This window comes from Gudongella ferriphila, assembly GCF_046224405.1.
GTDB lineage: Bacteria > Bacillota > Clostridia > Tissierellales > Tissierellaceae > Gudongella.
The window spans coordinates 65,839-81,807 of the sequence record NZ_JBJXRK010000004.1 but is presented as its reverse complement, the minus strand read 5'-3'; the positions used below and the strand labels follow the sequence as shown (position 1 = coordinate 81,807).

10 protein-coding genes and 1 other annotated feature are annotated in these 15,969 nt (G+C 45.2%); all 10 genes read left to right on the top strand.

All coding sequences use genetic code 11. The features are described 5' to 3' along the window. Nucleotides 1–13: 13 nt before the first annotated feature. Nucleotides 14–703, top strand: a complete 690-nt coding sequence (locus ACKVDP_RS04555) for a HesA/MoeB/ThiF family protein (protein WP_409227624.1) — start codon at nucleotides 14–16, stop codon at nucleotides 701–703. A 116-nt stretch (nucleotides 704–819) separates the two neighbouring features. Next, nucleotides 820–2,721, top strand: coding sequence for a type I glutamate--ammonia ligase (locus ACKVDP_RS04550; RefSeq protein ID WP_409227623.1), 1,902 nt, complete (start codon nucleotides 820–822; stop codon nucleotides 2,719–2,721). A gap of 233 nt (nucleotides 2,722–2,954) precedes the next feature. Further along, nucleotides 2,955–4,658 (top strand): FMN-binding protein, encoded by a 1,704-nt coding sequence (locus tag ACKVDP_RS04545; RefSeq protein WP_409227622.1) that lies wholly within the window; start codon nucleotides 2,955–2,957, stop codon nucleotides 4,656–4,658. 121 nt (nucleotides 4,659–4,779) lie between these two features. Next, nucleotides 4,780–5,556 (top strand): REP-associated tyrosine transposase, encoded by a 777-nt coding sequence (locus tag ACKVDP_RS04540; RefSeq protein ID WP_409227621.1) that lies wholly within the window; start codon nucleotides 4,780–4,782, stop codon nucleotides 5,554–5,556. Between the two features lie 104 nt (nucleotides 5,557–5,660). After that, nucleotides 5,661–5,910 (top strand) — a binding site (T-box leader). 73 nt (nucleotides 5,911–5,983) lie between these two features. Beyond that, nucleotides 5,984–7,123 (top strand): serine/threonine protein kinase, encoded by a 1,140-nt coding sequence (locus tag ACKVDP_RS04535; RefSeq protein WP_409227620.1) that lies wholly within the window; start codon nucleotides 5,984–5,986, stop codon nucleotides 7,121–7,123. A 64-nt stretch (nucleotides 7,124–7,187) separates the two neighbouring features. Next, nucleotides 7,188–7,313 carry a hypothetical protein gene (locus ACKVDP_RS04530; RefSeq protein ID WP_409227619.1) on the top strand — a complete coding sequence of 42 codons (126 nt, stop codon included), beginning with the start codon at nucleotides 7,188–7,190 and terminating at the stop codon, nucleotides 7,311–7,313. Beyond that, nucleotides 7,303–8,748: a sodium:solute symporter family protein gene (locus ACKVDP_RS04525; protein WP_409227618.1), complete on the top strand. Its 1,446-nt coding sequence runs from the start codon at nucleotides 7,303–7,305 to the stop codon at nucleotides 8,746–8,748. Before ACKVDP_RS04530 ends, ACKVDP_RS04525 begins: the two co-directional genes overlap by 11 nt. A 184-nt stretch (nucleotides 8,749–8,932) precedes the next feature. Next, nucleotides 8,933–11,629 carry an HD domain-containing phosphohydrolase gene (locus tag ACKVDP_RS04520; protein ID WP_409227706.1) on the top strand — a complete coding sequence of 899 codons (2,697 nt, stop codon included), beginning with the start codon at nucleotides 8,933–8,935 and terminating at the stop codon, nucleotides 11,627–11,629. Nucleotides 11,630–11,757: 128 nt separating this feature from the next. Beyond that, entirely contained in the window at nucleotides 11,758–13,950 is a 2,193-nt protein-coding gene (pcrA, locus tag ACKVDP_RS04515; protein WP_409227617.1) for a DNA helicase PcrA, read from the top strand. A 17-nt stretch (nucleotides 13,951–13,967) separates the two neighbouring features. Beyond that, nucleotides 13,968–15,956 carry an NAD-dependent DNA ligase LigA gene (gene ligA / locus ACKVDP_RS04510; protein WP_409227616.1) on the top strand — a complete coding sequence of 663 codons (1,989 nt, stop codon included), beginning with the start codon at nucleotides 13,968–13,970 and terminating at the stop codon, nucleotides 15,954–15,956. Nucleotides 15,957–15,969 lie beyond the last annotated feature (13 nt).

Sequence of the window (15,969 nt, the reverse complement as noted above, 5' to 3'; positions counted from 1 at the left end):
GGAGGTCAGCAGCTTGAACCTGGAAAACAGATACGATAGAAACAAGTCATTGATTTCCCAGGAGGACCAGGAGCTTCTTGGGAAAAAAACCGTCGCCGTCATTGGTGCGGGAGGTCTGGGTGGATACCTGGCGGAGCTGTCCGCAAGGCTTGGAGTCGGTAGGCTTATCATAATCGATGGAGATGTGTTTGAGGAGAGCAACCTTAACAGACAGAGATTTTCCAATGAACACAACCTTGGAAACCCAAAGGCATATGAGGCTAAAAGGGAGCTTGAAAGAATAAACTCCCAGGTTGAAATCACTGCAGTCCATGACAGGATCTCTGCCGAGAATGGACGGGAGCTTCTGGATGGTGCGGATTTGGTTCTTGATGGAGTGGACAATGCAAGGACCAGGCTTCTACTCCAGGATATATGCAAGCAGCTCCAGATACCCCTTGTGCACGGTGCAATAGGGGGATGGTATGGGCAGGTATCCGTGGTTATGCCAGGAGATGACACCCTGTCAACAATCTATTCCGACCCGGACGCAAAGGGAGTTGAGAAGGACCTTGGGAACCCATCCTTCACTCCGGCGCTGATTGCCTCCTACCAGGTGGCAGAGGCCGTGAAGCTGCTTTTGGGAAAAGGAGAGAATCTTAGAAAAAAAATCCTCTACATCGATACCCTTACAAACAGCACAAGTGTAATAGATTTGGAATAATATTAAAAGGACCTCCTCGGAGGTCCTTTCGCATAATAAAGCAAAAATCTTGACAATCACACTGTGTAGTAATAAAATAATGAAGTATTTAAAATATGTCTACCGGAGATGATAAAATGAGAGAAGATTTGTGCTATGTAATTAAGAAGGAAAACCACAACAAGGAGGATTTATTCAAGATTCTTGAAGACAATCCCCAGATCAGGTTCGTCTCCCTTGGTGGCGTGGACTTGATAGGACATGAAACAGAAGAAAAGATTCCAGTTAAGGTATTCAGGGATGATATCGAGCTTTTCCTTCACGGAATAGCAGTTCAGACCGATGGTTCCTCCGTATATCTTCCTGAGATCGCTACCCTTGACAATGCAAAGATAGATATGAAATCAGACGTTGAAGCGAACTGGTTTGTGGATTACAATTACGAGAATGTTCACCTCGAGTCAGGAAGGCCTGTTGGAACCCTTAAAATTCCATGCTTTCTCTACCATGATGGAATACCTGTTGACTCACGACACATACTGAAGGATGCCACGGGATACTTTGAAGACCACATGGAGCAGCTCCTAAAGGACAACCCAGAGCAGACCAAGGCCTATGGCTTCAGCCCCTATGACATAAAGAAGGTTCATGTCACAGCTGCAACTGAGCTGGAGTTCTGGGTCAGGACACCTGATTCAAACAGGGAGCTGCAGGAGCTGACCACCTCCCAGGAGCTGAATGAGCAATATTGGGCAAAGACAAGGGGAGCCGTCAGAACAGCTCTTGAGGATTCCCTGCTGCTTATGGAGCTATATGGAATGGAGCCCGAAATGGGACACAAGGAGGTCGGTGGAGTCAAGGCAAGACTTCAGCATGACGGAAGCTTCTCAGGAATCATGGAGCAGCTTGAAATAGACTGGAAGTATTCCACAACCATGCAGACAGGGGACAATGAGATATTCATAAAGCACATCATCAAGGAAATCTTCAGGGCAAATGGAATGGATGTAACCTTTCTGGCAAAGCCCATTCCTGGAGTTGCGGGAAGTGGAGAGCACACCCATATGGGAGTTGCCGTGGAGCTCAAGTCGGGGAAAAGGATAAATCTCTTCCATCCATATAGGAAGCACTTTATGAGCCCGGTTGGCTACGGAGCCTTGATGGGTATATTGAAAAACTACGAGATAATGAACCCCTTCATAACATCTTCAAACGAATCATTCAAGAGGCTAAAGCCTGGATTTGAAGCTCCTGTTTGCATAGTTACATCCCTGGGAAGAAGTGTGGATGTTCCTTCCAGAAACAGGACCATTCTAATAGGTCTTATCCGGGATGAAAACAATCCCCTGGCAACCAGGTTTGAGCTTAGGAGTCCAAATCCCCATACAAACTCCTTCCTTTGCATGAGCTCAATGCTTATGGCTATGGACGATGGAATAAATCATGTACTGAAGGAAAACAGGGATGAGGACAGTCTGTTGGAGGAATTGTCAAAGACTCCGGAGGATGATGGAATCTATCTGCAGAAGGGAAGAGCCTACAGAAGTGAGGTAAATGTATTCGAGGACTATACGGATGCGGAAAGGGACAGGATTTTTGGAAAGGTTCCTGCAACCGTCTATGAGAACATTAAGGCTTTTCACATCTATCCTGATAAGCTGGCAATTCTCAAGAATGGCGATGTCTTTAGGGGCAGCATTATTGAAAGCTACCAGTCGGCGGTTCTCAACAAGTGGGTTACAGAGATTCAGCACAGGATAATGCCGGACCTGATGAGGGAAATCAGAGGCTATAGGCTTCTTCATGATCCTGCAAACGCATCGGATCTGGATATATCCAACTGGCTTGCAATCCGTGACCTGAGGGTTGAGCTGATGAAGGACAGCCTGAACAGAACCTCCATGTTCACCCAGATAAAGGAGGCACTTGATAAGGAAAACTACGATCTTGCATCACAGCTGCAAAAGGATATATACATTAAAATGGATAACTTGAGAATGCTTTATAGCCTGTACAAGAAAAATCTTCTGGATATTTAAAAGATTGCCGCCGCTTGAAATTAAGTGGCGGCTTTTTTCACAGAATTTAAAGATTAAATGGAAAAAATAAACAGATGGAACCATTGAAATATGGGCATCTCTTTTGAACATATGTCACATACGTTGAAATATCAACATTTGAACCACAAAAAAAGTTGAACGCTTTACCAGGATATGATATATTTGATAATAAGATAACGTTAATTTAATTACAATAAAAGGAGATGAGTCATTTGAAAAAGCTGTTGGTTTTACTATTGGCATTTGCCATGGCATTTGGCATGGCGGCGTGTTCATCCACTCCTCAGGAGGAGGAGCCTGCTGATGCCGTTACTCTTACAGGTGTAGGAGAGGGATTTGGTGGACCGATTGAAGTCAAGGTTATGATGGCAGGTGACACAATAACAGGTGTTGAAGTGGTTTCACACAGCGAAACTGCTGGAATCAGCGATCCTGCAATCGAGGGGATACCAGCTGCAATAGTGGAGGCAAACTCCACCGAGGTTGATGTTGTTTCTGGAGCTACATACACAAGCGATGGTATCATCTACGCTGTGAACAATGCAATTGATCCAGATACATATCCTGCACCGGTTGAAGAGGAACCTGAAGAGGCAGGAGAGGTTACAGCTTCAGATGTATATCTTGGATTTGGAATTTCCAACCTTGGGAGAAAGGGTCCTGGAGCCGACAATGAAGAGGTTCAGGTGTGGAGTATAAACCAGGTTCTGGCCAGTGTTCTTTTTGACGGTGAGGGAAGAATACTAGAGATGAATGTTGATCAGCTGGAGGTTGCAACTCCAAACTACGATGGAGAAGGAATGCCACACTTCAGCGGATTCCCAGGACAGGGCGGCTACAACTGGGATGAGAACCATGACGAGGTTGTAGATGGAAAGACTCCTGATACAGAGGAGAACTTCTTTGCTGAAATCGATGGATGGATGACAAAGAGGGAAAGAGGAGACTCCTATGTAATGGGCAATGGAAAAACATGGACTGAGCATATGAACGGATTCCAGAAGGCTTTTGCCGGTATGACAGTGGAAGAGGTCAGGGATTGGTTTGAGAACTACACATCCGACAGAAACGGAAGACCCTTGAAGGCTGGATCGGAGGATGCACAGGACAAGGCTAAATATGACGCTCTAACTGATGATGAGAAGGCAATGCTTGCAGATGTTACATCAGCTGCAACAATGAGCCTTAATGATTCACACGGGGACATCGTAGCGGCCATTGAGAAGGCATATGAGAACAGAAAGCCGCTTGAGATCCAGGAGGCTTCAGCATACGGTCTAGGAATTGCAAGCATGGGCAGAAAGGGACCTGGTGCTGATAATGAAGGCGTACAGGTATGGAGCATAAACCAGGTGGTGGCAAATTCGCTGTTTGATGATGAAGGAAGGCTTGTTGCACTTCATGTCGATCAAATGGAAATTGCAACACCTAACTACGATGGGGAAGGAATGCCACACTTCAGCGGATTCCCAGGTCAGGGCGGCTACAACTGGGATGAGAACCATGACGAGGTTGTAGATGGAAAGACTCCTGATACAGAGGAGAACTTCTTTGCTGAAATCGATGGATGGATGACAAAGAGGGAAAGAGGAGACTCCTATGTTATGGGTAACGGAAAAACATGGGTTGAGCATATGGACAGATTCGAAGAGACCTTTATTGGAATGACGATTGATGAAATTGAAGAGTGGTTCCAAAAGTACACATCCGACAGAAACGGAAGACCCTTGAAGGATGGATCGGAGGATGCACAGGACAAGGCCAAGTATGATGCTCTTTCTGATGATGAGAAGTCAATGCTTGCGGATGTAACATCAGCGGCAACAATGAGCCTTAATGATTCACATGGAGACATAATAGCTGCAATAAGGGCATCCTTTGAAAACAAGAAGGATATCAGCCTTACAATAGAGTAGTTTCCCCTATCTTTGAAAACCCTGGATTTCTTTATCCAGGGTTTTCAAAATAACACAAAAAGAACCGGAACCATTGCGTTATTTCTACTTGAATGATAATATAAATTTGGGAGGTGAAATGATGCCAAGAAAACCTAGAAGACAAAGCAGCACAGGTTATTACCACGCAATGGCAAGAGGAAACAGCAAGGAGAATGTTTTTCAGAACGACAACCTCAAGAAGCTGTACATAAAAACAATAAATGAAATTGCTTCGGAAGAGGAGGTCTCCATAGTAGCTTATTGTATTATGAGCAATCATGTTCATCTGCTACTTAAGACAGAGATTAATAGCCTGACAGATTTTTTCAAAAGAATCAATATCAGGTATGCCAGCAATTATAATCTTATCAATGATCGAATTGGACATGTTTTTCAAGACAGGTTTAGAAGCGAGCCCGTAGAGGATGATACATATCTTGTACAGGTTGTCAGATATATACACAATAATCCTGTAAAGGCTGGCATTGTATCAAGCCCTGGGGAATACCAATGGAGCAGCTATAATGAATACACAGGGGAGAAAACATTCATATTGGGCAAGACCCAGAAGAAGATAGTAATGGAGTTTTTTTCAAATAAAATTACGAGCTTCGAAAAATTTCATCAAGTTAGTGATTTTAATGTATACCTGGATATTAAAGAAGAGCAGCAGGAAATTATGTATAAGCATGCACAGTCTATTATAGAGAAACATTTTATGAAACATGGCTTGGACACCTTGGATCAGTTAAAGAAAAAGAAGGATTTACTGGAAGATATTATAAATGAAATATATGAAAAGACAGGTCTTAGTACTAGAAATATAGCTAAACTACTTGATGTTGGGGATATGATTGTGAGAGGAAAGTTAAAATAACGCAAAAAGAACCGGAACCGTTGAGTTAAAATGTTTTTTTAAAAGTAACCCTTTACAAGAATAAAAACATGGTATATAATTTCAACTAATAATTGAATATCCAACAAATAGCTTTGATGAGAACAGTAGCTTCAAGAAAGTCTTTCAGCGAGTCCCGGTTGGTGGAAGGGGACAGGATATTACTGAAGTGAAGAGGGCCTCAGAGCATTGCACCGATTTTATGTAGGCTGCAACGGGTTCACCCGTTATAGTGATAGAGTATAACACATTTATACATGTGCGTACTTGATGAGGCTTGTATCGTGAGATATAGGCGAATTAGGATGGTAACACGGCATATAACCCGTTCCTTGGAATATATATATTCTTTGGAACGGGTTTTTTATTACCCAAAAATAATAATACATAAATTTTAGGAGGAGAAAAGATGAAGATTGTAAATTCATGGAACGATTTTGACCCACTTAAGCACGTGATTGTAGGTAGAGCAGACAACTGCTGCATACCTCCATCGGAGCCAGCATCAAAGGCAAAGGTGCCCCTTGATTCCCCAATGAGAGGAATGACGGGCCCAAGACCACTTGATACCGTGGAAAAGGCAAATGAGCAGCTTGAGAACCTTGTCAAGGTCCTTGAGGGCCTTGGCATCAAGGTTGACAGACCGGAGGCCCTGCAGTGGAACCAGGCGGTTGTAACACCACATTTCATGACAGGAAGCATGTTCGGCTGCATGCCACCAAGAGACGTACTGCTTACAATTGGAAGCGACATCATATCTGCACCAATGTCCTTCAGATCCAGATTCTTTGAGCATTACGCCTATTCAAAGAACCTCAGAGAGTATTTCGAGAAGGACCCTGAGTTCAAATGGATAGCTGCACCAAGACCTGAGCTTGGGGATGCCAGCTATGATATGCACTACTTTGATGACAAGGTAACCGAGGAGATACTCCTTGAGAGAACTGCCAAGCTCCACATGGTTACTACCGAACATGAGATTCTCTTTGATGCTGCGGATGTTCTGAGATTAGGCAAGGACCTCTTTGTACAGCACGGGCTTACAACAAACAGAAAGGGGATGGAGTGGCTTAGAAGAATGTATCCTGACATGAGAGTGCATGCTGTAAACTTCCCAGGAGACCCATATCCAATCCATATAGATGCAACCTTTGTTCCCCTGAAGCCAGGATTGATACTCAACAATCCACACAGAAAGCTTCCCAAGGAGCAAAGAAAGATATTTGAGGCAAATGACTGGGAGATTGTTGAAGCGGCAATGCCTGCCCACGAGCAGCCACCAGAGCTTTGCTACTCGAGCGTATGGCTGTCAATGAACTGTCTAGTGATTGACCATAAGACGGTGCTTGTGGAGGAAAGTGAGAAGGCTCAGCAAGACCAGATGGACAAGCTTGGAATGAACGTAATCCCAGTTCCATTCAGAGATGCCTATGCATTTGGTGGAGGACTCCACTGTGCAACAGCAGATGTCTACAGAGAAGGGGAATGCCAGGATTACTTCCCAAATCAGGTTGAGGACCCAACCCTTGTAACCTTTGAAGGAAAATAGATGATAATGGGATGGGTGTTTAACCCATCCCCATATGAAAATTGTGGATAAGGAGGAACGAATTATGACAGGATCATGGGCAATAAACGAATTTTTTATTGGATGCATAGTAATCATGGTGGTACCTTTGGCGGTGTACCTTTACAGAGAGATGGTAGTGGTTAACCGAGGTGATACAAGTGATATTTAACTGGATGGTATTTATCCTGGCAGCCGCAGGGATGATAGGTGTTGGGGTATGGTCAAACAAAAAGATAAAATCACAGGCAGCCCAGGGAGGAGAGGGTTTTCTTCTAGGAGGCAAGCAGATAGGTGCCTTTGTTGGAGCGGGAACCCTTATGGCAACCGGCTACAGCGGCTGGGGATTCATTGGCTCGCCGGGAACCGCATATGCCTTTGGTTCCATAGAGATTCTTGCCAATTTCTTCTTTGCTCCGGCAATTGTCTTTGGAACCCTTTTCTTCGCTAATTTCATGAGAAAAAACGCAGAAAAAAGCGGTGGCTTGACCGTACCCGAGTACCTTGCATCAACCCACAGAGGGACTGACGGTCAGAAAAGACTTGTACACTTTTTTGCAGGACTTGCAACCTTCATATTTCTTTCCGTGTACATGATCGGACAGATCCGGGCAGTGGGCCTTGTGGCATCCCAGTGGCTGGACATACCGGAAGTTTATGCATCCATACTGCTGATCACTGTGGTGGCAATTTTTACCATCATGGGAGGACTTCTTGCCGTGGCACTTACTGATACCATAATGTGCATAGGAATGCTCATAGCCTCAGTGATAGTTTTTGGTGTGATCCTTCAGGATGTATCCCTTGCCGAAATGATACGTACGGTTGGTCAGATGAACTCGGAGCTTGTAAATCCAACCACCTCGGCACCCTATGGAAATACCCGGTTCAGCGTATACCTTGTATTTGTTTATGCCTTGCTGTTTACAACCACACTGCCATATATGTCAGTGAGATTCCTCTCCCTTAAGGAGGATATAAAGATACACAAGATGGCACTTTACATGGCACCAATGGGAATCATACTTAGCCTTATACCCTTTGTGGGGATGTACATGTTCTACAAGGACCCAACCCTTGTAAATCCAGACAGTGCAATGCCTGTATTCTTGAATACATTTCTTTCACCTGCAGTTGGGGGAATCATAACATTATTCATTCTCTTTGCAATGCTCTCCACAATCAGCTCCATTCTTCAGGCACTGGCATCATCACTGTCCTATGACATGTATGTATCCCTGGGAAAAAAGCAGGAGGTAAAGAGCGACCTGATCAATCGTGTGGTTGTTGGACTGACAGCCCTGTGGGGACTGTTCCTTACATTTGTAGCACCCCAGGGGATGCTCAACCAGATAGCCTACATAGGAACCGGTGGACTGATCTCCATGTTTGTGGGACCGATCATTATGCGGACCATTGTGGAGGCTGACCTGAAAGCATGCTTTTCTTCCATGCTCACAGGCTTCGCGGTCAACGTGATCCTGGTCCTGGGATTTGATGTTGGATGGGTTGAGGCCCCGATAATTGCAGGACTGGCGGGCTCGGTGGTCTATCTGGCAATGGGTTTTGCAGCAAACAGCTGGAAACGAGTACCTGCTGTGGAATAGAAGACATATATCAAGCCGTACCTATTCAGAATCAAACCTGAACAGGTGTGGCTTTTTTTTTGAAATTGTAATTAGTTCAATAATTTAATGGGAAGAGGTGTATATATAACCTAAAGGGTTTGTAAAACGTTTAAGTATTGACATTTGTTGTGACAAATACGGTAAAAGGGTGGTTTTACTTGTGATGTCCAAAAGAGATGATATTTCCGTAAAGAGAATAATTATTTTTTTATTCATAGCTTCAATGACCATAACCATGGGTCTGGTTGGATTCCTGGTCTATTTCAACTGGCATGCTTCAGCCAGGGAGATCACGGAGAGAATTTCAAACAGCATAAGCACTTCCATCTACAATGAGATAGGTTCATTTATGATTGGGCCTTATCATGTCAATGAAGTAAACCATTTTCATCTTGAAAACGGCGGCTATGACCTGGCTGATACAAGGGCCAGGGAAAGGTTTTTTGCAGGTGTCCTGGAGGCCCATGACGAACACATATACAGCTTCAGCTATGGTAGTGCCGAGGGTGAGTATTACGGAGCCAGGCGGAATGAGATGGGCGAGATTGAGATCATGAGAAACAATGCAACAACCGGAGGTGAGTCCTGGTACTACTCCGTAGGTGAGGACTACACCCCTGGAGAAAGGGTCGTCCAGGCTGGGATTTTCGACCCGAGAACCAGGGATTGGTACAGGGAGTCGGAGGCATCAGGCATTCCAACCTTCTCTCCAATTTACAGGCACTTTGTCATGGATGACCTCTCCATTTCCGCAGCTTGGCCCATATACAACAGCCAAGGCGGCTTTGAGGGAGTATTGGGAACACATATGCTCCTTGGTGAAATAGGCTCCTACCTTAGTGGAACGGTGGAGGAGTTTCAGGGTGATGCAATAATATTTGAAAAGGAGTCAGGCAGATTGATTGCCAATTCAATGGGGGCTGACAATTTTAATGTTCTAGAGGACGGCAGCTTTGAAAGGATTGGAATAGAGGACCTGGGAAACAGTGAGATCCTTGATGCATATGGGGAATACAGGGAGCTTGGAACAGCCAGCTTTGCCTATGAATCAGCGGGGGGAGACCGCCTTGTAAATATCAGGGAACTGAGCCTCCATGGCCTGGAATGGGTCATAATGACAGCCATTCCGGAAGGTCTTCTGATGGAAAGGGTAAACGAGAGCTTGGCCCTGACCCTGTTATTGGTACTTTCGGCATTGGTCATTTCAGGAATCATTTATAATCTTATAACAAACAGGATGTTCAGGCCTGTAGAAGACCTTCTTTCAGCAGCTGAAAAGCTATCTGCAGGGGATCTGACCCAGAGGGTTGAGATAGTCAGAAAGGACGAGATTGGACGGATATCTGAAAGCTTCAACATGGTTGCAGGCAGGATGCAGTACCTGATAAACAATCTGGAGGATGCGGTCAGTGAAAGGACAGTGGAACTTGACCGTGCCTACTCATCCTTGGAGGAGAACAAGGACCATCTTCAGCTGATACTGGATTCAACTGCAGAGGCCATTTTTGGAATCGACCTTGAGGGACGCTGCACCTTCTGCAACAGAAGCAGCCTTGAGCTTTTAGGCTACAGGACCCAGGAGGACCTCATAGGACAGACGCTGCACAGTAAGATTCACCACAGTCACCAAGGTGGCATGCCCTATCACATGGACTATTGCAAAATACTGAAATCTGTTAGGGATGGTGTGGGCGTCACCTCTGAGGATGAGGTCTTCTGGAAGAGGAACGGAACATCCTTCCCCGTTGAGTATCATTCCTTTCCCCAAGTAAAGGATGGTAGGGTGATTGGTGCCGTAGTAACCTTTATGGACATAACAGAAAGGAAGGAACGGGAGAGCAAGATAAAACACCTGACCTACCACGACAATCTTACTGGACTCCTTAATAGACTTGGCTTTGAGGATGTGATGGATTGGCTTGATGTTGGGGACAAGCTTCCCATTTCAATAATTTTTGCCGATATAAACGGGCTTAAATTGACCAATGACATATTCGGACATACAGCTGGTGACAGGCTGATCAGGAAGGCCTCTGAGATTTTGGTCCACTCCACCAGATCCCAGGATACGGTGGCGAGAATTGGCGGGGATGAGTTTGTAATCCTGCTGCCAAGAACAGACAGAAAAAGTGCGGGAGAAGTTGTGTCAAGAATAAGAAAAGGGTTTTCAAATACTACAGTGGAGGCAATTAAATGCAGCATCTCCCTTGGATACGATACAAAGACGACACCTGAGGAATCCATGGAGGAGATAATGGCAAATGCTGAGAACATGATGTACAAGGACAAGACCATAAATAGAAGAGCTGTCAACAAGGGTATGATAAGCAATATTCAGGAAACACTGTATTCAAGCAATCCACGGGAAAAGGGCCACTCCATGAACGTAAGCAGACTGGCAGCAGAGATCGGCGCGGAGTTGGGCTTGAGGGAAGCCGAGCTAAGCAGGCTTAAAAGAGCAGGCTATCTCCATGACATCGGTAAGATAACCTTGGACAAGGATGTTCTGTCCACTGATGCAGCACTTGACGAGGAGGCTGAAATAGTCAAGCAGCACTCGGTAGTAGGCTACCGGCTGCTGAACATGTTTGATGAAACAGTTGATCTTGCGGAATACATCTACAGTCATCATGAGCATTGGGATGGATCAGGCTATCCAAGGGGACTAGCTGGAGAGCAGATTCCTCTCCTATCAAGGATTCTTGCGGTTGCTGAGGTATATGAACGAGTCCTGAACGGTGGAGAGGGACCCCTTGAGCAGAGAAGGAAAGATGCAATTGAGAAAATGAGAAATGGGTCAGGAAGTCAATTTGATCCAAGGGTTGTCAATGCCCTGATCAGGATTGCAGGAAGAGAGTAAGAATTGCTTACCCATTTTTAGAGGGACCGGAGCCGGGTTTTCATTTAAGACCAGGAACCGGTTCTTTTTGTGGAAATCTTCCAGTCAATACTATATAATTGTAGAGAGAATAGTTAGGATGGTGACAAATGGATTATTTAAAAGGACTTAACGATAGGCAAAGGGAGGCGGTTCTTCACGTGGAAGGACCTTTACTTATTATGGCCGGTGCAGGCAGTGGAAAGACCAGGGTGGTAACCCACAAAATTGCCTATCTTATGGACCAGAAAGGGGTATCTCCCTACGAAATACTGGCGATAACCTTTACAAACAAGGCCGCCAACGAAATGAAGGAAAGGGTGGCAAACCTTATAGCCGTGGATGTTGACAGAATGTGGATGGGAACCTTCCACTCCATATGCGTAAGGATGCTTAGACGTGACATTGAGAAGATCGGTTATGACAGAAGTTTCTCCATATACGACAGGGACGACCAGAAGACCCTTATAAAGGAATGCATGAAGGAATTGAATCTTGACAAGGAGATGTACAAGGAAAACAGCCTTCTTGCAAAAATCGGTGAACTGAAGAATACTCAGGTATCCCCTGATGAATATATCAATGACAACTATGGAGACTTCAGGGAAAGAAATATCGGAGAGGCATACGCCCTCTACCAGAAGAAGCTACGATTCTACAATGCCCTTGATTTTGACGACCTGCTCATAAAGGGAGTAGACCTTCTTAAGAACAATCCTCCCATACTGAAAAAATACCAGGAGAGGTTCAAGCACATCTTTGTTGACGAGTACCAGGATACAAACAAGATCCAATACCAGTTTGTAAAGCTCCTTTCAGGACATCACAACAACATATGCGTTGTTGGTGATTCTGATCAGGCCATCTATTCCTGGAGGCATGCCGACATAACCAATATCCTGGATTTCGAGAAGGACTTTCCAGGAGCCAGGGTCATACTCCTTGAGCAGAACTACCGTTCAACCGAAGCAATCCTGAGGGTGGCAAACCAGGTTATAAAAAGAAATACACAGAGAAAGCACAAGAATCTGTGGACCGACAAGAATGAAGGAAATCCTGCCATATACACCAGGCTGGAGTATTCTGAAGAGGAGGCCTTTTTTGTTGCAAGGAAGATTCACCATCTCCTCTACAAGGGCTATAAACTGAAGGATATGGCAATCCTCTACAGGACCAATGTTCAGTCCAGACCATTTGAGGAGGCATTTATGGCGGAGGAGCTTCCCTACAAGGTCATAGGAGGACTAAAGTTCTACGACCGAAAGGAAGTCAAGGACATAATCGCATACCTTAAGTTCATTCAGAACCCAAATGACAATATTGCCTTGAAAAGAATCATAAATACTCCCAAAAGGGGAATCGGAAAGGCGACAATAGATAAAATGGAGGCCCATGCAGAGGAGAAGGGGGAATCCCTCTACAGTGCAGTTTTGGAAAGAAGCAGCGTTTCCGGACTTTCCGCCAGGGCAATAAACTCCATTTCACCCTTTGCCGACTCAATGAATATCCTTATGGCAAAGAAGGAACTCATGGGATTAAAGGAATTTATCCAGGAGACCATGGAATCCACAGGATATATAGCGGAGCTTGAAAAGGAAGGTACAATCGAAGCCAAGACAAGAATCGAAAACATCAAGGACTTCCTGTCTGTAGCCTTGAATTTTGAGAACAAGAATCCCGAAGGTACACTGGAGGATTTCCTGGCCAGCGTATCCCTGCTTTCTGATGTGGACAAGACCACCGATGATGAAAATGTCATATCAATGATGACCGTTCACAGTGCCAAGGGGCTGGAGTTTCCCGTTGTCTTCCTTGTGGGCATGGAGGAGGGGCTATTCCCCATCTCCAGGAGCATGGAATCCCTTGAGGAGCTTGAGGAGGAAAGAAGGCTTTGCTATGTTGCAGTGACACGGGCTGAGGAACAGCTTTTCATAACCAGTGCCAAGGCAAGGACAATATACGGCAGAACCGATTATACGATTCCCTCAAGCTTTTTGGATGAAATGGGAGATACATTGGAAATTGATACCTCACAGGAAAAGAAAAAGGAGATAAAGAAGGATCCTTTGGAAGTAAAGAGGACCATGGAGTACAACAAGGACAACTTTGTACCAAAACCGGTGAAAAAGAAGACCTCCAATGTTGAAGTTGCCGTTGGAACCAAGGTCAAGCACGATAAATTCGGAAGTGGAATGATAGTGAGCATTGAAGAGATGAATGACGACAAGAAGATAAGGATTGCCTTTGATGGCGGTGGTCTCAAGACCCTTATGCTGTCCATGGCGCCAATAACAATAATATGATAAAAGGAGAGATTGGCATGGCTGACAAAGAGAGACTGGATGAACTCATTCAGCTCATTGACCGGTACAACTACAGCTACTACACCCTGGACAGTCCGGAAATCAGTGATGCAGAGTACGACAAGCTATATGACCAGCTGGTGCAGCTGGAGAAGGAGCTTGGTATACAGTATGACTACTCACCTACTCAACGTGTGGGGGGAGAGGTTCTGCCAGGGTTTAAGAAGCACATTCACCAGGGTAGGCTTTGGAGCCTTGACAAGAGCCAGAGCGAGGAAGAGCTGAGAGCCTGGGCTGAAAAGATAGCAAGGACAATAAGTGAATACAACAGGGACAATGAGGATAAGCTTCCTGAGCCTGAATTTGTACTGGAATTCAAATTTGATGGTCTCACTGTAAACCTGACCTATCAGGAAGGAAGGCTTGTGCAGGGTGCCACAAGGGGTAATGGTATCCAGGGTGAGGCCATTCTTCCCCAGCTCAAGACAATAAAGTCAATCCCACTGAGGATTGACTTCAAGGGAAAGGTGGAGATTCAGGGAGAGGGTGTAATGCCCCTGTCAGTTCTTGAGAGCTACAATGAAACCGCCGATGAACCTTTAAAAAATGCCAGAAATGCAGCAGCTGGAGCCTTGAGAAATCTTGACCCCAGGGTGACTGAGAAGAGAAGGCTCTCCGCCTTCTTCTACAACACAGGACACATCGAGGGAAAAAGCTTCAGTACGCATATTGAAATGATAGAGTTCCTCAAGGAAAACAGGCTTCCAGTTTTCCCATACATTAAGGTTTATAGATCCATAGATAGGATGATGGAGGAAATTCATAGCCAGCAGGAAAGCAGAAAAAGCCTGGACGTTTTGACTGACGGAATGGTTGTAAAGCTAAACGACCTAAAAACCAGGGAAATTCTTGGGTATACAAACAAGTTCCCCAGATGGGCAATAGCCTACAAGTTCGAGGCCGAGGAGCGCACCACAAGGGTAATAGGGGTGCAATGGAATGTTGGGAGGACTGCAAAGGTAACTCCGACAGCCATATTGGAGCCTGTTGATATCGGAGGTGTGACAGTTAAAAGGGCAACCCTCAACAACTACGATGATATTGAACGGAAGGGCGTCAAGCTGAACGGACGAGTTCTTATCAGGAGATCCAACGATGTCATACCAGAGATTCTGGGGAGCATGCCAACGGAGGAGCCTGTGAGTGAAATTGAAAAGCCCACACATTGTCCAGCCTGTGGAAGTGAGCTGTACCAGAACGGGGTCCATATATTCTGTCCAAACTCACTGTCCTGCAAGCCTCAGCTGGTGTCAAGGCTTGTGCACTTTGCCAGCAGGGATGCCATGAATATCGAGGGCTTTTCAGAGAAGACAGCGGAACTTTTTGTTGAAAAGCTCCACATAAAGGACCTGCCGGATATTTACGAGCTGAAATACAGTGATATAATAGAGCTAGAGGGCTTTAAGGAGAAGAAGACAAGAAACCTTGTGGATGCAATTGAAAAGAGCAAAAGTGTAAGTCTCCATTCATTCATCTATGCCCTTGGAGTTCCAAATGTTGGAATCAAGACCGCCAGGGATCTGGCACAGAAGTACGGTTCCCTTCAGGGACTGATAAAGGCCACCCAGGAAGACCTGGTGGGAATCCCTGACATTGGGGAGATAGTCGCAAAATCCATTGTGGAGTTTTTCCAGGATGAAAGGATCAGAAGGGGAATAGATAAGCTCCTTGATGAGGGGGTTGCCCCCCATCATCAGCAGATGGAGGTGGCGGAGGAATCGGTATTCACCGGAAAGACCGTCGTAATAACAGGGACTATTGAGGGTATGACCAGGAATGAAATCAAGGAAGAGGTAATCCGGCTGGGTGGAACCGTCACGGGATCTGTAAGCAAGAAGACGGACTATGTGATAGTTGGAGAAGATGCCGGAAGCAAGCTTAAAAAGGCACAAGACCTTAATATCCCAATAATCGGGGAGGAAGAGCTTAAGAATATATTGAAATAGAGCTAAGGAGGAG